Origin of the sequence: Roseburia inulinivorans DSM 16841 (assembly GCF_000174195.1) — a bacterium.
Lineage (GTDB): Bacteria > Bacillota > Clostridia > Lachnospirales > Lachnospiraceae > Roseburia > Roseburia inulinivorans.
Window position 1 is genome coordinate 38,237 of the sequence record NZ_ACFY01000158.1, and the last position, 19,107, is coordinate 57,343.

The following is a 19,107-nucleotide window of genomic DNA, read 5'->3' on the forward strand; positions in this document are numbered from 1 at the left end:
CTCTCACCTTGCCTTTCCCTGCTCTGCCACAAGCGGTGACTTAATATCAAGGTTCCTGTAATCCGTACTGAGTGTAATTCTTGGATTATCAATCATTCCCTTTTCCTTGAAACTGAAGAAGGCACGGTTATCCCCTCCCACGATGATATGATCCAAAAGAGGGATTCCAATAAGCTCACACAGCTTATTCATACGGTCCGTCATCATCGTGTCTGCCTTGCTGGGAAATATATTTCCCGACGGGTGGCAGTGGATCAACATCATACTGGCAGCATTACTTAAAATACTTGACTTAAATAATTCTCTTGGGTGTGCCATTGCTTCATTCAACGAACCCACACTTGCAAAATGCACATTAATAGGCTTTAGGTCGGAGCTGAGATTTACAACACACACCACTTCCCTGTCGAACTGGCACATACATTCTCCCATTACGGCAGCTACTTCTTCCGGCTTGTTAAAGGACTGCTCCGAATAAATCGGAGCCTCCTTTACAAGCCTTATGGATACAACATCAAGTTTGAAGTCGTTCTTCTCTGTCACAGGAATCCGCCTCCTCTCCAAACTCAATACGGATAATAAAGTCACCTTTCTGGCTGTTTACAAGAGCAATCAGTTCTTCTACGGTAAGTTCCTGCTCCATAACTGCCTCCTATCTCGCCTTTTCCTTTGCGTCATATACAAGCTGCGGCTCTGCCACGATACCGTCCAGTCTCTTGTTCGGTGTATCCGTTGCAAGTGTGAGTTTCCTTAAATCTTTATCATAGTGATACACCTGATTGGAAAGTCGTTCTTCCAATGCCACCTCCTGCATATTCACCTCTGCCACCATCTGTGCAAGCTCCTCCGGTTCGGTCAGCTCAGTAGACACCGCAAGAACTTCGTGCACACTTGAAGGCAGGATATACAGATCACTTTCAAGGTTTTCTGCCAGTTCGTGAAGCTCATTCTCATAAAGCATTGATACTGCACCGTCAATTCCCCTGTTATTGGAGATTATCCACAGAGTCTGCTCCGGTGGAACTTCCCTGATCATCATCTCTGCTATCTCCTCCGGCATCCCGTCACTTAAAAACATCTCTTTCATAACATCATTCATATTTCTTATTCTTGGCGGTAAGATTCTTCTTGTGTTTTCAGCCGCATATTTAAAAAGCTGCTCCTCATTCATTCCAAATCTTTCCGCAAGGCTGTTCGTAACCTTTATACTCTGAATACTTTCAGCATCCGCATTTATCACAAGTTTATAGATAATGGAAAGATCCTGAAATTCTCTGTGTGGCACCTGCTCCAGAAATGACCTGTTCTGTTCCGTATTGATAAGCTGGAATACTACCTTTTCATTGGCATCTTTGTATAAGCTGTCAACATCAACAACTTGTGGTGTCTTTGCAAACTCCATTGCCATAAGGTCACATGCCGCCATCAGTGTTTCCTCCAGATCACCACAGTTCTGATATTTCTCATACATATCGTTGATATAAATAGTAGGAGAAATATTAGTATCTTTGCCTCTGATACTGATACCGTCATAGGTCATATTTACCTTTTCCACAGGCATAACTACAAGCTCCATACCTTTGAAGTTATCCGGCATATAGTCCATAAACTTCTCTTTTACTACTTCCTTAAAAATCTCATAATTCATCATATCTGCTTATCCTCCAAACAAAAAAAGCGGGGGAACATAAGTCATTGGCTTACATTCCCCCGCAAGGTTGATTGTTTTTATTTTCTCTTTGATATACCCGTCAGCTCATTCCGGACAATCCCGTATTCTGTGCATTTTAACCTCCTTGATTATAACAATTTCTTAAATTTAAAGAAATACTTCACAAGTCTTCTGTTTTTCCTGTAAGCAGGAAAGAAGCCTTTTACCTCCATAGTCTCACCTCCCCTCAAAATGTTCCCATTCTTACGAATGAAAGAAATGCTCTTGCTACCAGACAGAATAGAAGAAGAACTAACCTGACAAGTCCCAAGAACAGCTTGAATGCTCCAAGAACAATTTTCAGCATCCACTTGAGTACCTGTAAAACAGCGGTTCCTACGGCTCCTGCAATTCTTCTCATAATAATCAATCTCCTTTCAACATCCATCCCATTGCCAATCCTGCAACATCTGAATCATTCATAACATCTTCTTCCGGCTGTTCTTCCATATCTTCCTGTGGGTTTGCAATCACTACCGGCTGGCTGTTCTTCACTCCCGCCAAAGCTCCCCCAAGTAAAGAAATGACCTCTTTTCTTGCCTCACTCATTGCAGAATACTCAATTTCCTTTTTTATCTTTTCTATCTCGTCCCTCGTTACAAACTGTTCATATCTCTTTTCCTCTTTGGAGGGAATATCATCCTCTCCATAGTGGTCAATATAAAACTCACAGGCTTCAATCAGGAACTGATTCTTTGACTTATATATCTTTGGATTAAGCCCCTTTATGACCTCATTGATTTTAGCGTGTTGAGGATTGAGCAGATTCAGTCGGAATGTGCTCTCCATAATATGCCTTCGTGCCATATGACTACCCCCTATGCAAGTCTCTTAGCAGTTTTCAATCCCATAATGGCAAGCTGTTCATATCCTCTGGCATTTGCCTTTACATCAAGGATATAAGAGATATTCTTTGCTTCGTGATTGCTGAAATTCTTCATTACCACTGCCCCGCCACCTACAAATACAATCGGTGTAGTTTTAAGGTTATAACCAAACTCACGGATTGAGTTATATACCTTTTCAACAAAGTCCTCTATCTCAGCCTTGATAATCGCAAGGTATTCATCATCTATATCAGACCTGCCATATCGCATAATATTCTGGATTTCTGTTTCATCAACTTCCCCATTGAGCTGTCTTACACACTGCTCATTGATAGAACGCATACAGGTAATAAGTCCTCTTGGCACGGTAACACACTTTGATTCGTCCGGTGACTTGTTAATCACGGGCATAATATCTATTGTCCAGCTACCGATATCAACAACCAGCGTTTTCTTTGCCATAGTCGGTATCTTGTCAACCACAGCCGCATAGCACTGTGGGAATACCGCCACATCGTCAATCTCAATATGGTATGCTTCATTTTCATATCTGAAATCAACACGCTTATTCTTGGTCAGGTATTTAATAAAGTTATTTCTCTCTGCTCCAAATCGGGTAAGTGGAAGTCCTACTGCAAGAAATACCTTTGCATCTGACAATCCTCTTTTCTTCAATTCCTTTGCGACTGCTGCCAGTGTCAAAAGATAAAAGCTGTCATCTTCAACCTTTGTATCTTTCACTTCCTGCCTTACTGTTCCAATCTTGTAATACTTACCGTCGTACTCAAGAACATCTCCAAAAAGTGCCGGAGTAGTTGTAATCTCCTTTACCCCTGTGACAAATACCTGAGTTACGGTTTTCATCATTGACCAGCCGTGATCAATTCCTATTACTTCTAACTTGTTATTCATTTTTCTGTTCCTCCAAATCTTACTAATTTTGTTCATACAGCTACCCGTACCTTTCGGTTTGTGTTTCTATCCTATTTTCCTTGTCTCTGAAATATCTGCCAGCGATTTATATTCGATCACACTCTGCTCTTGCTTTCATAAGACAATACTTCCATATACAGCCACCTCTCTTTTTGCGAGATGACTTACATTCAGACCAAATCAGCTTCTTTTCTGCCATCTCCTGCTCATTTCCAATAAAAAAGGCAGGACAAACAGCCGGATACACTTTTCAGTGCAAAGCTAATTTAGTCCTACCTAAAATTATTACTATTCAATTTTCACCTCTCTTGGGTACACAAAGCACACTCAGCCCATGAATCTGAACTGCTCTATGTAATGGTCATATTTCGGATTGATATGTCAGCGCTGCCCTATCCTGTACCGATTTAAAGGTATAAAAATAAGGACTAAATTAGTTCCAACCCCTTGATTTTACTGGGTTTCTTCTAACTTGTCCCAATTATAACTCAAGCACCGCTGAACAACGCTCCCGCAGTATTCCCCTGCCCCAAGAGCTGTATGGGTGCATTCATGCTGTTTATGCCTGTCTCATTTTCTGACAACAGAAGTCGAAAGTTTCCTCTGGCATGTTCCCTTGGCACCTCCCATGTCTGAAAATCAAGGATCTTTTCCATGGCAAAGGAACTGATAAATTTTAAATCGGAATATTCAATTCTCCTTTGTAATCCTTCTGCCATAAACCTCTCCTATTCTTCCTGACCTAACGAAGCAGGTAAAATATATTAGTATGAGTACCAAGGTCTTACTTCATAAATTGATATTGCTTGGTTCAAATCTTTCATCTTATATGCGTCCCCTTCCGCACTAAAAACACTTTGTCTACCAATTTACCCTCGCTTTGATATAATTTACATTACATAATTTCTCAATCGCTTTAATTTCATTTTTACTACAATCACCATTTTTTCTTATAATATAAACTTCATAAACTGTTCCATCACGTAACATTGGAATATCAGTTGTCACTGGTTCTCCAAACTTATAAACATATCAAAAAATTATTATTCTCTTACGAACTTAAACCTGAAAAACAACTATTATCAATTTTTTTGAATTTATATTAACATCAATAGATCATACTAAATACTTCTTAACTATATTTATTATTTTTTCATTTTTCGTTCTTTCAGCAATATCTAAAACACTACAATTTCTTACATATTCGTTTGAATAAGTTACTATCAAATTCCTGTAATTTTTCATAAGTTCCTCTACAAGAAAGGCATTTGAAAAACGAATCGCACTAACTAAAGGATTATCTTTCATCTCTCTACTGTTAATAACAATACCTTCATCTATTAATTTTTTTGCAATTATATTGTTGTTCTTTTTTATTGCCGTCATAAGTTCCAAACCGTCAAAAGCATTAATATCTATACCATTTTCAATAAGCCAAAGTGCTTCCTTTTCTTTCCCTTCTGTGATTGTATAATTAAGTAACGAACCTTTAGGGACAACTATATTTATCAAATCGTTATTCAAAATATAATCTTTAAAGCCTTCAAAATCTCCTGCCAATTCCAATACCTTAACTATTTTTTTTAAATTTTCTTCGTTTTCTCCCCAAAAGTTTTTTTCCGAATAATTTAAATAAAATTCCTGATATTCTTCAGAATCAAAAGTCGGTCCTGTTAAAACTGCATCGACAAATTCTATTGGCGGTATATATTTTCCATTTAATATATCATCTATAATAACATTTGGCGCCGCATATCTTATTTTCTTTTTTAAATCAATGATGCGTATTTCTCCAAACCCTTTTACATACTTTTTTCCATCAATCTCTGTTTCACGACATACACCATTCAAATCGCTATTTAATGGATTCTCACAATATAAAGTCAGCTTTTCTATGAATATTGAATCAAATGTCTCTTTACTTTCCACTGTACTATCAAAATTTACATTCCACCCAATATTGTATGCATTTTCAAAATGTTGATAACAATACTTTGTCATATCAGAATTCATTATTCTCTCTCCTCGTATACAAATCAGATATTTATATAATTTAACATAAAATAGCACTCACCAAAAGAAAAGTATCTATCATTTCGCGTTATAAGCAACCAAGTGCTTCTAATAATAATTTGCTTCTTTCGCTAAAACACCAACCACATATTGTAATGTCACTTGATTTTATAACTGATTTCAATTCTTCTGAGCTCAATTTACTTACATCGTATATTTTTATATTTAGTGAATCCCCCCATACTTTTAAATCTTCGTTCAATAATTGTTTTCCCGAAACACCATTATACTCGCTCAGTAATGATCCATCTGGTCCTCCATGCATACCAGAAACTATTGAAATATCTCCAGAAGATTGATTTACAATTTCCGCAAATTGACTTTGTCTTATATTCCCTGTCGAAACATATACACTTTGATTACCACCAACTTCTACCTTATAAAATGTAGGTTCATTATAAAATCTTGCATCCTCTATAGCTGCCAAATTTTCAATGTCATAAAAATCAGATATGCAAGAAACCTCATTTCCGTTCATATCAAATGAATACTGACCACGATATGCCGTTTTTTTACCAGTCCTTAGTTCATCTATGCCTTTAAATACAAAGTGTATTGCCACACCAGTAAGAAAATCTGCCCCCATCTGTTTCCAGTCAAACGCATACGCTAGTTTCTCCTCTATAGACATGTTGGAATCAACAAGCGCATACATTCCTCTAGTCAGTACACCACTTCCAAGATCTACCAGCCCTTCTCCAACCCAATTTAATGCTGGAAATGCCGCACCAATTGCGCCAGTAATCGCCCCAGTAACCATGGAAATCTCCATATCTCTAGTTGCTTCTCCCAGACTTCTGACATTTCCACTGGAGTAATCATTCACCGCTCCTACAACTGATGCTGAAATTGCTCCCATTCCTGCACCAAACAATGCACCTGCAACAACTGTTCCTATCCCCGGCAAAAATACAGCTAAAGCTATGCAGGCGGCTCCTACCGCAAGACCCATTACAAGATTTCTTGCAAATCCGCCCCAGTCAAATTCACCCTTCTGAGGTGCATCCTCATATGGATCATACCCCTGATATACCGTTCCCGCCAGACCTGTTCTCATGCCCAGCATATCCACACTGCCGTTCACACAAAGACTGGATGCCCCTTCTGCATACAATGCCATGATATCTGACATTCCCTGCATGGCAATCCCTGTCATGCTCTCCAGCCGGATTCCTTCTTTTGCCATCAGAACAAGCCCGCCATTGCTTTCTATGGTAGTCCCCGTTTCATCCTCAAATGTAATCTTTCCCGTTTCACCACCATCCAATCCCATTCGCTGCGGATACAGATCCATTCCTTTTCCGTGCTCTGACCGGAAACTTTTTTTCTCGGGACTTCCCGTCCCCTCACAGGTACTTCCATTGGTACGGATACACCCTGTTGCTATTCCCTGCGCCTCATCTCCATTTCCTATATATAATGCTGTTTTCGTTCCCTTCTGTGGCATACAGTACATCAGGTTACCTGTCACCGGGGCAAATCCATAACGGTTTCCACCCGCCGCAGTCTTGTCAATGTCAAATGCTACTTCTACCTGCTCTCCCTGTGTTCCGACAATGGATCCGACAAATGACATTCCCGTATAGTCCGGGTTATCCTCCCATGGAATCCACGTATAACTGTTTCCCGCAAGGCGGTATGTAAAGATGACCTCCCCTCCTGCCAGTTCTGTTTTTTTCCGAGAAACAAGCAGCTCCCTTCCTTCATATGTTACTCTGTCCCCCAGCGACAGGCTTGTCCTCGTAACAACATCATAACAAATGAAATCTTCCCTATCAACAAGGCATTTTCCACTGACTGCATAATATCTCCCATCAAAACAGAGATCACAGGAAATGATTTCTCCCAATTCCCTTTTTTCACCTTCCGGCAATCCAAGGTAAAAGCGGGGATAATAATAGCTGGTATCCGGCACTAATGGAAGCCCAAGCTGGGACGCCATTCTTTTCAGAAATCTCCAGTCTGTTTCCTGATACTGTATCAGTGTCCCTCCTGTTCGCATGTCGCTCCCCGGCAGTATGCAGGCGCAGTGATCGGTATCGGCTGTTACGGCACTGGCAATCCCCATATAAGTCTGTACTTTTTTCTGAAATACCCGGTTACTTTTTTTCTGATCTAAAAGAATGGTTCCTGACACAGCCTGTATGTCTGCAATCCTGTATCCTCTTTCTTCTTTGATTTCCACCTTTTCCGGATATCCGCTGAACAACGCTCCCGCAGTATTCCCCTGCCCCAAAAGCTGTATGGGTGCATTCATGCTGTTTATGCCTGTCTCGTTTTCTGACAACAGAAGTCGAAAGTTTCCTCTGGCATGTTCCCCTGGCACCTCCCATGTCTGAAAATCAAGGATCTTTTCTCTGGCAAAGGAGCTGGTAAATTTTAAATCGGAATATTCAATTTTCCTTTGTAATCCTTCTGCCATAAACCTCTCCTATTCTTCCTGACCTGATGAAATGGGTTCTATTAATCCTCCATAGGCACAAACAAGAAATGATCTCTGTGTCAATGCAGACAGCTTATCTCCTTCACTTGTTGCATCTGCGTTATTTCTAAGAATTTTCTCTGACTCATATACATCCTTCCATGTTCCCACAATACAGGGTGTACATGGATATCCTTTTACATTCTGCCCATCTTCTGTCTGCAGAATAATTTTATCCGCGTCCTCATCTTCCTCCTCTCCTGTGAAAAAATTTTTTATTTTTTCTGCAGTCTTAGCAAGCCATGATTTATTTAACGGATTCTCTTCGCTTTGGCAAATTCCAAAAGATGGAATATTTTTGTCATCCCCAACCTCACAATCTTCTTCGTGCATCATAGGCTTCCCGTTTGTATACACCCCATGGCATATTGGCAGATTCAGTTTCCTTTTATGTGTTCCGCAGCTGCAGTACAGCTCTGCTCCCCGCACTAGGTACGGAAACTGGATCTCCTCGCCTTTCTCCAGCTCCAGCTGCGCAAAGCATGTATTATATACTTCATTTTTCAAATATTGTCTTATCACCAATTATCTCTCGTCAAGAATATGTACTTCGTACATATTCTTGACATTTGATATCCTAGGAACCTTTGCATAATAATTTTGGTCATTCTCCAACTCAAACCGGACCAACTTAATCTCCTGTTCCCCCCAAAAATTTTTTATATTATCTATATAATCCTCAATATCTTCTTTATAGTCAATTTGTATAATGTATCCTTTATCTACCAATAAGTTAACAAGAATTGTTCCTAAAAGTATTGCTTTTTTCTTATCATCCTCATACATCTCTAATGTATACCAAATTTCACTCAACTTATATTTGTTCCAAAACTCTTCATCTTCTAATTTGTCATAATCCATAATGGCTGTATTTACCATATTCTGGAATTGTGCAGGAACAATACATTCCAATTCCCGATTTGATACAATCCCTTCACCAGTCTCATCTTTACGCCTATTCTTCTCCACTGTCTCTATCGCTTTTACAGAAAATCTCTTGTTCGATTTATAATGAGCCAAATCATATGGATAATGACTACTGCTCTTTAACTTCTCGTCATTTAATGCCAAAATCTTTGCTAATGCAGCTGACTCAAAACTCCATAATCCCACATATCCAACTTTTTTATGTGCGGTCTTCCACCCATAACTAGCATGTCCCTCTAGCCACTCTTTTTCCACATATTTCTTTAATCTAATATTGGCCGCCTCCCGGTTTTCTGCTGCCAATTTTATAATTTCCAGTGTTTTACTATACGGGCTTTCTTTTTGAAACTGTGAGGAATTTATATTCCTCTCCCATCCGCATGCACTTACAAGAAAATCAAACAAAATATCATCCTGTTCTTCTTCGTCTGCTTTTTCTATCAGCTTCTGCATCTCTTTCGCTGATATTTCAAGCAACATTCCTATAGAAAAAAACTGAATCATATGAACATAGCCAATCCTTCTATAGCCGATATCTGAAATCATTTTTACACCAAGCAAATACATTTCTTCAAAGCTGTCACATGATAAACCCAATGAATATTTTGCACAAATCGAACTATAAATCATCTGAAACAGCATCAATTTCGTATCATAAATAATTTCACTATTTTCCCTTGGATAGCGCTGTATTCCATTTTTAATATCCTCTTGTAATACAACAATTTCCTCAATATTTTTTCTAATATAATTTTCATTAAGTATAATTTTCTTTTTTAAATAGTCCTCATTACATAAAGTGTCTCTCATTTGACGTCTCCTTCTCTTTCTATTACACTATAGGCGTTTGCGAAACGCCACAAGCCGCATAAATACGGCATTTTTTTGTTGTTAAAATAAAATATCTCCTCAAGGTTTATGGTAAAATAGAGTTGCGAGAAACTATCAACCAATCCACCTAAAGGAGATATACCTACATGATAACACATAAGCAGCTCACTTTGGCAGAAATTTTTGATGATTGCCAAAATAAATTCGACAATGACAAATACCAGTTCCTTTCACTTCTTGATGAAACCATTAACCTTGATGAAATTGTTCCTGTTTCTTTTGTTTCTCATTTTCACGCTTCAACCGGAAGACCTCGCAAGCACCAGCTTTATCCAATGCTCAAAGCACTTCTGCTCCAGCGTATTTTCTCAATCCCGACTGACACACTTCTGATTGTGTTCTTGAAATACTCTCAGGAACTGCGTGACTTCTGTGGCTTTGATGTTGTACCGGATGCCTCAAAATTTACCCGTTTTAAACAGGATTTCCTGATGGACTTACAATCTATGTTCAATCACATGGTTGATATGACCGAACCGATCTGCCAAAAACTTGACCCTCATCTGGCAACTATGACTATCTTCGATACCTCTGGCATTGAAGCCTGGGTAACTGAAAATAATCCAAAATACGCAAACCGTATTATCAAACAGTTAAAAGCTTTTGCAAAGGCAAACAACCTTGATAAAAGCTATGATCCTTATAAGGCTGCTTATGGTTCCATGCCTACGCATGCTGCTTCGAATCAGGCAATCCAACAGATGTATATCAATGGACATTTCTGCTATGCCTATAAGTTCGGCATTGTAACCAATGGGCTTGGCATTGTCCGTGATATCACTTTCTATAACAAAGAGTTCCTAAAGGCTCATCCGGATATCGTTGTGGAAAAGAAATCTGACTCTCCTGATGAGGATAAATCTCTTGCCGATTCAAAGGCCCTGCTTCCTGTTCTGATTGATTTCTTTCAGAAGCATCCGCTTATCGCCCCTAAGACTTTTCTTGGTGATGCTGCTTTTGACACGATTGAAATCTACAAAGCCCTTTTCGATGAAATTGGATTTGAAAAAGCATTTATTCCTCTCCGTGTAAAACTTTCTATGGAAGATAATGGTTATACCATTAACGAAAATGGTGTTCCCTGTTGTCCGCATGATTCTTCGCTTCCTATGAAAAGAGAAGGTAGTAAATCACACTTAAAAAGCAAAATTCCTACAATGAAATTTGTCTGCCCGAAAATGAAATGGGAATACAATAAAGCAGATAAAACCAAACGCTGTGTATGCCATTGTGATAATCCCTGCACAACATCTTCCTGTGGAAGAATGATTTACATTTATCCAGAAAAGAATCTTCGTGCCTATCCCGGAGTGGAACGAGGTTCAGCAGAATGGGAAGAAACATATAAAATCCGTGTAAACGTTGAAAAATCTATCAACCACTTTAAAGACAGCTTTTGCGTAGCTAATCGTAAAACCCAGAACGAAAAAACGCTTCATGCCGATTTACTTTTGGCTGGCATAGCTCAACTTGTTACAGTAATTGTTGCTGATAAAATTCATCAACATCAATACATTCGAAGTCTTAAGCCTTTGATTGCTTAAAATTGAGATTTTATAAATTTTTCTGCTTCATACTAACTATGAAGCCTTTTTGTCATGCCCTAAATGAATGACTGCCACCTTCCATTCCAAGAATCCTGCATTGCAGGATTCTATCCTTGTTTTCAATCAAGATTGCGAACTTGTTTCGCAATTACCTACTATTACACTAATTTCTATGGCCAGATTCCGATGATATTTCCCTGCGAATCTAATCGATATGTAACTACATTCCCATCCGCATCTACTTTACTTAGCACCCTTTCTACCTGCCCCTTTTTCAATGCCTCCATAATTTTATATGCTAATTCCTCATCTCCGTCTACAGCGTCTAAAATCCTATTGTTTCCAGTAACACTTCCTAGCAGCCAATCATCTGACATCTGTTTCCCATCATCTGTCTTTCCTAGTTGCGCCTTACCAAACTTCGCCTCATCAATGATATACTCAACATTTGAATTCTGATTTAAATTTTCATACAATCCATCAATACCCTTTACTATTTTGTCATCTGGACATGAAGGTGCATTTCTCCCTACAGATTTCAAATCATATCCTGCATCTTTAAGCCCCTGATTATTAACCAAATTATCATCCGCCTTAAATTCGCCAAAATTTCCTTTTTGCTTTGAACTAGCATTTATAACATCAAATCCCTCAAATCCATTGCTATGCCGTAAATCGGAACCGGAAATCTCAGTTCTTACGCCATTCGGTAAATTACCATTTTGCTTAAATGTGTCACTGCCTTTTGCCGACTTTGAACTGATACCCTGGGCATCAAGATTATTGAGTTCACTCCCTCCTCTATTCTTCCATCCACCCGGCAGTTTTTTCGCAATCCCGTCAACCGCCTCGCCTATGAAAACACCTGTCACAAAATCCACAGCCATCTGCCCCGGATCAAAGATATACGCAAGCTTTTCTTCCAGCGTCATGTCCCCGTCCAGTGCCGCATATGCGGCGCGCTCCACAGTTGCCACTGTAGTATCCACACCGCCTTCCACCAGACGGTTCATCCCAGGAAATTTCACCCCGATGGCTCCCGTGATTGCACCGCTGATGGCTGCAATCGCCACATCTCTTATGGCTTCCTCTGCACTCCGCACATTCCCGCTGCTGTAATCGCCAACCGCTCCTGCCACACTTGCGGAAACTGCACCGATCCCTGCTCCCATCAGCGCTCCCGCTGCTATGGTTCCGATTCCCGGAAGCAGAAGGCTCATTGCGATGCACGCCGCACCGACTGCAAGTCCCATGACAAGGTTTCTCGTAAAACCTCCCCAGTCAAATTTCCCCTCCTCCGGGGCGTCTGCATACGGCGCATAGTTTCTGTATGTACTGCCTCCCAGTCCCGTAAGAGCGCCCATCATGTCCACACTGCCGTTCACACAGAGGCTCGATGTTCCTGCCCCGCAGAGTACCATGATGTCCGACACTCCATGCACGGCGATTCCCGTCATGCTCTCCAGGCGGATTCCCTCTTTTGCCAGCAGGAGCAGACTCCCGCTGCTTCCCAGAAGCGTTCCGCTCCCGTCCTCCATCGTAAGCTTTCCTGCTTCCCCGCCGTCCATTCCCATGCTCTGGGGATACAGGCTCATTCCCTTGCCGTGCTCCGAGCAGAAGCCTTTCTTTTCCGGGCTGCCCGTTCCCTCGCACGAAGCGCCGTTCGTCCGGATGCAGCCTGACACCACGCCCTGCGCCTCGTTCCCGCTTCCCAGATACAGCGCCGCCTTTGTCCCCACCTGCGGCATGCAGTACATCAGGTTTCCCGTTGCAGGGGCAAAGCCGTAGCTGTTTCCCCCTGCCGATGCCCTGTCCATGTCAAATGCCAGCTCCACGCGTTCCCCGCATGCTGCCGTCACTTCCCCCACGAACGACATCCCCGTGTAATCCGGGTTCTCTTCCGGTGCAACCCGTGTGTAGCTCTCTCCCGCAAGGCGGTAGGTAAACAGAACCTCCCCTCGTACCAGTTCTGTTTTTTTCCGGGAAACCGTCAGCTCCCTGCCTTCGTATGTGACCCTGTCACCTAACGACAGCCTTGTCCCCGTGACCACATCATAGCAGATGAAATCCTTTCTATCAACGGTACATCTCCCGCTGACCGCATAATAACGCCCGTCAAAGCAGATCCCGCAGGAGAGAACCTCCCCGAGCTCCTTTTTCTCCCCCTCCGGCAGCCCCATGTAAAACCGCGGGTAATAATACCCCGTGTCCGGCACCAGGGGCAGTCCCATCCGGGACGCCATTCTCTTGAGGAATTTCCAGTCTGTCTCCCCGTACTGGATGAGTGTTCCGCCCGTCTCCCGGTCGTCCCCGGCGAGAATGCAGGCGCTGTGCCCCGTTTCCGCCGTGACCGCACCCGCAATTCCGAGGTAGGTTTGCCTCCTGTCCTGGAATACGCGGCTTCGCTTTTCCATATCCAGAAGCACTGTCCCTGACACTGCCTCGATTTCCGCAATCCGCCAGCCGTGCTCTGTCATGGTCTCTGTCCTCTGCGGGTATCCGCAGAACAGGGCTTCTGCCCGGTTTCCCTCCTCCCGCAGCTGCACGGGAACATTCCTTTCACAGACAACCGGCGCTTCTTCTGACAGGAGCACACGGAATTTTCCCCTGGCATGCTCCCCGGGGGCTTCCCGTATCTCAAATCCCAGAAGCTTTTTTACTGCAGACACCCCCAGAAACTGTAATCCGGCGTATTCTGTTTTCTTCTGTACCCCCTGTGCCATAACCATTCCTCCCTGTCATTCCTCCTGACCGGATGTCACCGGCTCGATCAGTCCGCCATAGGCACAGACCAGGAAGGATCTCTGTGTCAGCGCACACAGCCGGTCTCCCTCGTCTGTTCCGTCCGTATGATTCCGGACAATTTTTTCCGTCTCATATGCATCCTTCCATGTTCCCACAATGCAAGGCGTGCAGGGATAGCCTTTCACGTTCTGTCCGTCCTCCGTCTTTAGGATGATCTTTTCCGCATCATCCGTGTCCTCCTCTCCGGTAAAAAAATCCTTGATCTTGTCCCCTGCTTTGGCAAACCATGATTTGTTCACCGGATTCTCTTCGCTTTGGCAAATTCCAAAAGATGGAATATTTTTGTCATCCCCAACCTCACAATCTTCTTCGTGCATCATAGGCTTCCCGTTTGTATACACCCCATGGCATATTGGCAAATTTAATCTCCTTTTATGCGTCCCGCAATTACAGTAAAGCTCCGCTCCCCGAACCAAATACGGGAACTGCACCTCTTCGCCCTCCTCCAATTCCAATTGGTCAAATAATGCCTGCAGCTCCATCTCATGCTGTTCCTGTGCACTTTCTGATATACCATTTAACTCTTCTGACGATTTTTTCGCATTTCCTGCCCGTGTCACCAATGCGCCATTCGCAAAATTATCTCCTTTTGACATTCAGCTCCTCCTATTCCACCTTAAGCTCTGCTAGTTTAATTCCTTTTGCACCTCTTCGCAAAATACTTTCTATAAAGTCCAACCGGCAGATGAGATAGTCTTTTTCTACTTCTGCCACTTCAAAAACCGGAGGTACATATTTTATCTTCTCTTTATCCAATATCAATTCCTGAATCACAGAATAATCATTATTAAAAACGGTTTCTTCTGAAAGACAATGATATTGGGGATACACTGGCATATAATAAATTTCTGCAAAGCCGTTCACTCCATCAAGCAAAACCATTTCTTTTCCCCTGACCGGCACTTCATACATTTTTGATACATCCCAAAACATTTTTGACACCAGCAAAAACGGTTTTTCTATCACATCAGAAAACAGTGTATGCTGATTTTCTTCCAAAAAAAGAATGGTTCGCTCCGGTAACTTCGCCAATTCTCTTCTTTGAACTGCCTGATAATCCAGTCTCTCCATCCAATTTCGAATCCTCGGCACCGGATTCCCTGTTTCCTCCCAATTCAGCAGATAATACCTCATTCTTCTCATTCTTCTCTTTCTCCCACAACAACAATCCCTTTACCCATATATTCCCCAAAAGTCACGCTCATGTTCTCCTCAGCCACTTCCTGAAACAAAGTTTTTGTCTTATCCAAAACCTGTGGCAATATTTGTTGAAAAAACTGCGCCAGTAAATACATATAATTTAACAGATAGCCGTCTATAAACTGCTGCAGCTCATATGTCTTTATCTGTGGTATCTTAAAACGGATTTCTTTTTTTAAGTACTCCACGTCCTGTAACAGGTACCCTGTAACAAATTCCGGTTTCCAGTATGTACAGCATTCTGCACTGTCCAAATAAAACTCTTTATCGTATAAATCAATTCGCAGCTCATAATTTTCTGTCAATACACTGCTTTGCAGATAGCTGATCCCCATTGTGCAAATCTTTCCTTTTCTATCAGCTTTTTGCATTTGCTGTGCTTTTTGAAACACTACCTGCAGCTTTTCTTCCAAGCCTGTCAATATTTCTGTTTCCCCATCCTTATAATTCTTCATCAATTCCGGAAGCTGTCCCATAAATATGGGTTCCATCATCCCTTTCCCGATTTCCATGATCTGCTGCTGTCTCTCCGTCATATCCTTTTCCCCTTAACGTCCTCATACAAAGTTTTGCTATTTTTACCCAGACCTCATGCTTTCCATAAGGACAATTCATACTTCCTGTCAGTGTCCGCTCGGTTGCTGCATAAAACAGGAAATTATATAGCTTTCCTCCTGCCGCATGATTGGAATATTCCATCCAATGAACCCTGATGCCGTTAATGTCCTCCTCCCCTTCCTCATAAAAAATGATTTCCGGTAAAATTCTTCTCCATGCCCGCTTGCAGCCCTGGCAAATTTCTCCAAGCTGTCCCGGTTCCACTGATACATCAAGCAGTGAAAACGTAAAATTAACGCTTCCGTTTTGTGTGCTTTTAATAATCTGCGGCTTTGGGTCAAATTCATATTTTTGTTCCACCAATTTTTCCGGTAAATCTTTCATAAAAGCCGGAATCTTTATACTGGTCGCTTTGTCTGACATTACTACCGTTTGAAGATATTGCTCCGGCAGATCTCTTTCCAGATCAATCTGCTTATCAAGAACCTTTTCTTTCCTCTTTTTACGCTCACTTAATATCAGTTCATCAAGAAATTTTTCCATTATCGTTCCTCTGTATTACTGCATATTTACACGTCCGCCCTGCACATTGATATCATCCGCAAGCTCCAGCATGGTGTTGCCCTGCTGAAATGCAATCTTTTCAGGCGCAGACATTTCCACTCCCTGCTCCATGCTGATAATTCCTATATTTTCTTTTGCCCTGATTGTGATACTCTTATCACTTTCTATTATGATTCCTTCATCGTCTATGATCTTGACCGACATCCCATTGTTATTTGTGAGAATCAGCCGGTCCGGCTGAAACAAAACTTCTTTTCCCTGCTTATTCTTTATAGACTTCTCATCCGGATTGCTGCGTGCCGAACTGTCAGATGACTGTTCATTCACAGAACTATTCACATATGCCTCAGCTTCATTCTCATTTGGGAAATAAAGACGGACACTATCACCTTTCTCCGGCATACAATACCAGCCGGTCCCATCAGGCGAAGAATAGATTGTAGAATAAGCAAACCATTTCTGTCCTGCCCATCCTCCTGTTTCATCCTCCATCAGTACAACTTTTACTGTATCCTTCTTTACAGATGTCACGTTTCCCTTCAAGGATGCACCAATAATCTTCTTGTTGCCATACGGCATCTGCCGTAATTCTCCCTTGGTTTCCAGCAGATAGTAGTTATATATTTCGTTTCCTTCCCATTTCCGCTCCACTTCTCCAACAACATAATTTTTTCCAAGGAAGCAAACGGCATCTCCCAGATAAAATATTTCCCGAGTCTTTACTTTATACGCCACAGCATCACTTTCCGTCATGCCGCAATTCTTCTTTATCTGATATTCCCCAATCAGATTTACGATGGAATACGATTCATAGGATAACAATTCACGCCCCGCTTCTTCTATAATTCCAAAAGTATATTTCACACCGGCGCTCTTCTCATTTGCCATTAATACAGTATTTTTTTGAGCTGCCAGACGCTTTGCAAATTCCCAGTCTGTCTCCTTATACTGGACAACCATCTTTCCTATGTTTCCTGCTTCCGTTCCCATAAGGAGCTTTCCATCTGTGTATCCCTGTACTATGGTTTCAAGTATTTTCTGATAGGAGGTGGCCGCATTTTGATACACTCCAATATGCTCTCCCATATCCATCTTGCCTGTCCCTGTTTTTAAAAGTACCGTCAATAAAAATGTGTCCGCCTCTGCATGGATTCTCAAATCCTCGATATACCCGCAAAATAAAATATTTTTCCCTCCGGTTTCATCATAAAACCAAATATGTGCCCATGTTTCTTCCGATATCATAGCCATTATCCGATTTTTTTCTTCCGCAGATATATAACCGGATATCTTAGCGCAACCATGCTGATTCTTTTTTAATATGCTTTCAAATTCCACCAATGATAGAATCTGAAACGGAGATGTCTCAATACGAACTGCTCTCATTGCTACTCCTCCTCTACCTTCGTAATCGTCCTAATACAGTACATTGCGATTTCTTCCCACTCATCCTGCATTCCCAAAATGCAGTTAAATGAACCATACAGCAGTTTTCCTTCTAATGGAGTAATAAACATGATATTAAAAATATCTGCATCAATCGCCATTGTTTCATATGCAAGCCATGCTATTTTACCGCCATCATTCCGTTCACCATATTGTAATTCCTGAAATTTTGCATTTACATACACCTGCTTCATGCTTTTCACAAATCCCTCTGCCGCCTTTTTTAACTGTCCCTCTGCAAGCGCCATATCCATGAGATGAAATGTAAAATTAACCATATTATTCTTATCCATCAATATGACCGGCGGTCTGTGCTTTGATGGATATTTCTTTCTGGCAACATAATCCGGCATATCCTTAAATCCTTCCGGAATTAAAATTTCCATCTGTTTTCTAAACAGTTTTACCTTCTCATATACCATTTCCATCGTCTCCACCTCACTCTACATAAATCATCTTTCTATCATAGCCCTTTCCATGTCCAGTGCCTCTGTGCCTTAATATTCGTTCCATCTCTGCATAAATCATATTGTTATCCCATGCAGATAAATTTTTTTGCTTTCCTTCCTGCCTTTATCCTGCAAATACCTTATAATAGACTGACGCTCTATCTTTCCCTTGCTACTTGCAATCATATAAGAAAAAGCAAAATCAGAAGTCTCCTTCTCTTTCGCATTCCAAATTTCTTCTCCAAACTGCTTAACCACCAACGGATGCAGCGTTTTCTCCCCAATTCCTGCCACCGTAGCACAGATCAGATTTACCGTATCGTACTCGGTTGACATATCCGCAAAATTCTTATAACTGTCACGCAGTGCCGAACCTTCCCGCAGATAGAAACGGCACATTTCCATCTGGTTCTCGCCCAGTTCCAGCTCCTCATCCAGAAAAAATCTGACACGGTAAGCCTTGTAGTCTAAATTTGTATCATCCTCCAAAAATTCGGCTTTCAAAACCTGCCACCTGTTCTTGGGCTGATAAGCTACCTCTTCCTCTTCCATCAGCAAATAGATAAAATCGTGAAATTTCAACATCCCTTTCCCGATGACAAGCCGACCATCTTCCGCCCGTATCTCACAGCCCTTTAACAGGCCATCCGTATGATCCGCATAATATAACTGCCATCCTGCATAGGTGTAATCC

General features: G+C 41.6%; 20 protein-coding genes and 1 pseudogene. 1 reads left to right on the forward strand and 20 read right to left on the reverse strand.

Going from position 1 to position 19,107, the window contains the following annotated elements:
* Positions 1–3 precede the first annotated feature (3 nt).
* The 12 genes from ROSEINA2194_RS17035 to ROSEINA2194_RS17080 all read right to left on the reverse strand — a co-directional run bounded on the left by ROSEINA2194_RS17035 (position 4) and on the right by ROSEINA2194_RS17080 (position 9,763).
* Entirely contained in the window at positions 4–543 is a 540-nt protein-coding gene (locus ROSEINA2194_RS17035; protein ID WP_005603525.1) for a JAB domain-containing protein, read from the reverse strand.
* Positions 515–643 (reverse strand): hypothetical protein, encoded by a 129-nt coding sequence (locus ROSEINA2194_RS22565; protein ID WP_005603527.1) that lies wholly within the window; start codon positions 641–643, stop codon positions 515–517. The genes ROSEINA2194_RS17035 and ROSEINA2194_RS22565 overlap by 29 nt, the downstream gene beginning before the upstream one ends.
* Positions 644–652: 9 nt before the next feature.
* A complete protein-coding gene (locus ROSEINA2194_RS17040; protein WP_009860914.1) occupies positions 653–1,651 on the reverse strand; it encodes a DUF5688 family protein in 999 nt (332 codons plus the stop codon).
* Between the two features lie 247 nt (positions 1,652–1,898).
* On the reverse strand, positions 1,899–2,072 hold the full coding sequence (locus ROSEINA2194_RS17045; RefSeq protein ID WP_014081287.1) for a hypothetical protein: 174 nt from the start codon (positions 2,070–2,072) through the stop codon (positions 1,899–1,901).
* A gap of 5 nt (positions 2,073–2,077) precedes the next feature.
* Positions 2,078–2,518, reverse strand: coding sequence for a hypothetical protein (locus tag ROSEINA2194_RS17050; protein ID WP_005603533.1), 441 nt, complete (start codon positions 2,516–2,518; stop codon positions 2,078–2,080).
* 11 nt (positions 2,519–2,529) lie between these two features.
* Positions 2,530–3,450, reverse strand: coding sequence for a ParM/StbA family protein (locus ROSEINA2194_RS17055; RefSeq protein WP_014081288.1), 921 nt, complete (start codon positions 3,448–3,450; stop codon positions 2,530–2,532).
* A gap of 509 nt (positions 3,451–3,959) precedes the next feature.
* The gene (locus ROSEINA2194_RS17060; protein WP_009860916.1) at positions 3,960–4,190 is read right to left on the reverse strand and encodes a hypothetical protein; all 231 of its coding nucleotides are present in this window, start codon (positions 4,188–4,190) and stop codon (positions 3,960–3,962) included.
* A 142-nt stretch (positions 4,191–4,332) separates the two neighbouring features.
* Positions 4,333–4,479, reverse strand: coding sequence for a hypothetical protein (locus ROSEINA2194_RS21380; RefSeq protein WP_009860917.1), 147 nt, complete (start codon positions 4,477–4,479; stop codon positions 4,333–4,335).
* A 108-nt stretch (positions 4,480–4,587) separates the two neighbouring features.
* A complete protein-coding gene (locus tag ROSEINA2194_RS17065; protein WP_009860918.1) occupies positions 4,588–5,484 on the reverse strand; it encodes a DUF7919 family protein in 897 nt (298 codons plus the stop codon).
* Between the two features lie 88 nt (positions 5,485–5,572).
* A complete protein-coding gene (locus ROSEINA2194_RS17070; RefSeq protein ID WP_009860919.1) occupies positions 5,573–7,966 on the reverse strand; it encodes a hypothetical protein in 2,394 nt (797 codons plus the stop codon).
* A gap of 9 nt (positions 7,967–7,975) precedes the next feature.
* Positions 7,976–8,548 (reverse strand): DUF4280 domain-containing protein, encoded by a 573-nt coding sequence (locus ROSEINA2194_RS17075; RefSeq protein WP_252832709.1) that lies wholly within the window; start codon positions 8,546–8,548, stop codon positions 7,976–7,978.
* Positions 8,549–8,551: 3 nt separating this feature from the next.
* Positions 8,552–9,763, reverse strand: a complete 1,212-nt coding sequence (locus ROSEINA2194_RS17080; protein WP_006858364.1) for a PoNe immunity protein domain-containing protein — start codon at positions 9,761–9,763, stop codon at positions 8,552–8,554.
* A 167-nt stretch (positions 9,764–9,930) separates the two neighbouring features.
* On the opposite strand from ROSEINA2194_RS17080, the pseudogene ROSEINA2194_RS17090 reads away from it, so the two are divergent.
* Positions 9,931–11,308, forward strand: a pseudogene (locus ROSEINA2194_RS17090) (transposase).
* Between the two features lie 253 nt (positions 11,309–11,561).
* Here ROSEINA2194_RS17090 and ROSEINA2194_RS17095 read toward each other — a convergent pair.
* The 8 genes from ROSEINA2194_RS17095 to ROSEINA2194_RS17130 all read right to left on the reverse strand — a co-directional run.
* Entirely contained in the window at positions 11,562–14,114 is a 2,553-nt protein-coding gene (locus ROSEINA2194_RS17095) for a hypothetical protein (RefSeq protein WP_330370604.1), read from the reverse strand.
* 15 nt (positions 14,115–14,129) lie between these two features.
* Positions 14,130–14,792, reverse strand: a complete 663-nt coding sequence (locus ROSEINA2194_RS17100; RefSeq protein WP_006858367.1) for a DUF4280 domain-containing protein — start codon at positions 14,790–14,792, stop codon at positions 14,130–14,132.
* A 10-nt stretch (positions 14,793–14,802) separates the two neighbouring features.
* Positions 14,803–15,339, reverse strand: coding sequence for a hypothetical protein (locus ROSEINA2194_RS17105; RefSeq protein WP_006858368.1), 537 nt, complete (start codon positions 15,337–15,339; stop codon positions 14,803–14,805).
* On the reverse strand, positions 15,336–15,872 hold the full coding sequence (locus ROSEINA2194_RS17110; RefSeq protein WP_252832711.1) for a hypothetical protein: 537 nt from the start codon (positions 15,870–15,872) through the stop codon (positions 15,336–15,338). The genes ROSEINA2194_RS17105 and ROSEINA2194_RS17110 overlap by 4 nt, the downstream gene beginning before the upstream one ends.
* On the reverse strand, positions 15,838–16,497 hold the full coding sequence (locus ROSEINA2194_RS17115) for a hypothetical protein (protein WP_006858369.1): 660 nt from the start codon (positions 16,495–16,497) through the stop codon (positions 15,838–15,840). The genes ROSEINA2194_RS17110 and ROSEINA2194_RS17115 overlap by 35 nt, the downstream gene beginning before the upstream one ends.
* Before the next feature lie 15 nt (positions 16,498–16,512).
* Positions 16,513–17,904, reverse strand: a complete 1,392-nt coding sequence (locus tag ROSEINA2194_RS17120; protein ID WP_009860921.1) for a hypothetical protein — start codon at positions 17,902–17,904, stop codon at positions 16,513–16,515.
* Between the two features lie 2 nt (positions 17,905–17,906).
* On the reverse strand, positions 17,907–18,392 hold the full coding sequence (locus ROSEINA2194_RS17125) for a hypothetical protein (RefSeq protein ID WP_009860922.1): 486 nt from the start codon (positions 18,390–18,392) through the stop codon (positions 17,907–17,909).
* Between the two features lie 96 nt (positions 18,393–18,488).
* Positions 18,489–19,107 (reverse strand): hypothetical protein (locus tag ROSEINA2194_RS17130; protein ID WP_009860923.1); only part of this gene is annotated, 619 nt, incomplete at its 5' end.

Excerpts from the sequence above, each read along its gene's own strand:
- ROSEINA2194_RS22565 (WP_005603527.1), bottom strand. The coding sequence starts at position 643 with ATGGAGCAGGAACTTACCGTAGAAGAACTGATTGCTCTTGTAAACAGC.
- ROSEINA2194_RS17040 (WP_009860914.1), bottom strand. The coding sequence starts at position 1,651 with ATGATGAATTATGAGATTTTTAAGGAAGTAGTAAAAGAGAAGTTTATG.
- ROSEINA2194_RS17045 (WP_014081287.1), bottom strand. The coding sequence starts at position 2,072 with ATGAGAAGAATTGCAGGAGCCGTAGGAACCGCTGTTTTACAGGTACTC.
- ROSEINA2194_RS17050 (WP_005603533.1), bottom strand. The coding sequence starts at position 2,518 with ATGGCACGAAGGCATATTATGGAGAGCACATTCCGACTGAATCTGCTC.
- ROSEINA2194_RS17055 (WP_014081288.1), bottom strand. The coding sequence starts at position 3,450 with ATGAATAACAAGTTAGAAGTAATAGGAATTGATCACGGCTGGTCAATG.
- ROSEINA2194_RS17060 (WP_009860916.1), bottom strand. The coding sequence starts at position 4,190 with ATGGCAGAAGGATTACAAAGGAGAATTGAATATTCCGATTTAAAATTT.
- ROSEINA2194_RS17065 (WP_009860918.1), bottom strand. The coding sequence starts at position 5,484 with ATGAATTCTGATATGACAAAGTATTGTTATCAACATTTTGAAAATGCA.
- ROSEINA2194_RS17070 (WP_009860919.1), bottom strand. The coding sequence starts at position 7,966 with ATGGCAGAAGGATTACAAAGGAAAATTGAATATTCCGATTTAAAATTT.
- ROSEINA2194_RS17080 (WP_006858364.1), bottom strand. The coding sequence starts at position 9,763 with ATGAGAGACACTTTATGTAATGAGGACTATTTAAAAAAGAAAATTATA.
- ROSEINA2194_RS17095 (WP_330370604.1), bottom strand. The coding sequence starts at position 14,114 with ATGGCACAGGGGGTACAGAAGAAAACAGAATACGCCGGATTACAGTTT.
- ROSEINA2194_RS17100 (WP_006858367.1), bottom strand. The coding sequence starts at position 14,792 with ATGTCAAAAGGAGATAATTTTGCGAATGGCGCATTGGTGACACGGGCA.
- ROSEINA2194_RS17105 (WP_006858368.1), bottom strand. The coding sequence starts at position 15,339 with ATGAGAAGAATGAGGTATTATCTGCTGAATTGGGAGGAAACAGGGAAT.
- ROSEINA2194_RS17110 (WP_252832711.1), bottom strand. The coding sequence starts at position 15,872 with ATGGGACAGCTTCCGGAATTGATGAAGAATTATAAGGATGGGGAAACA.
- ROSEINA2194_RS17115 (WP_006858369.1), bottom strand. The coding sequence starts at position 16,497 with ATGGAAAAATTTCTTGATGAACTGATATTAAGTGAGCGTAAAAAGAGG.
- ROSEINA2194_RS17120 (WP_009860921.1), bottom strand. The coding sequence starts at position 17,904 with ATGAGAGCAGTTCGTATTGAGACATCTCCGTTTCAGATTCTATCATTG.
- ROSEINA2194_RS17125 (WP_009860922.1), bottom strand. The coding sequence starts at position 18,392 with ATGGAAATGGTATATGAGAAGGTAAAACTGTTTAGAAAACAGATGGAA.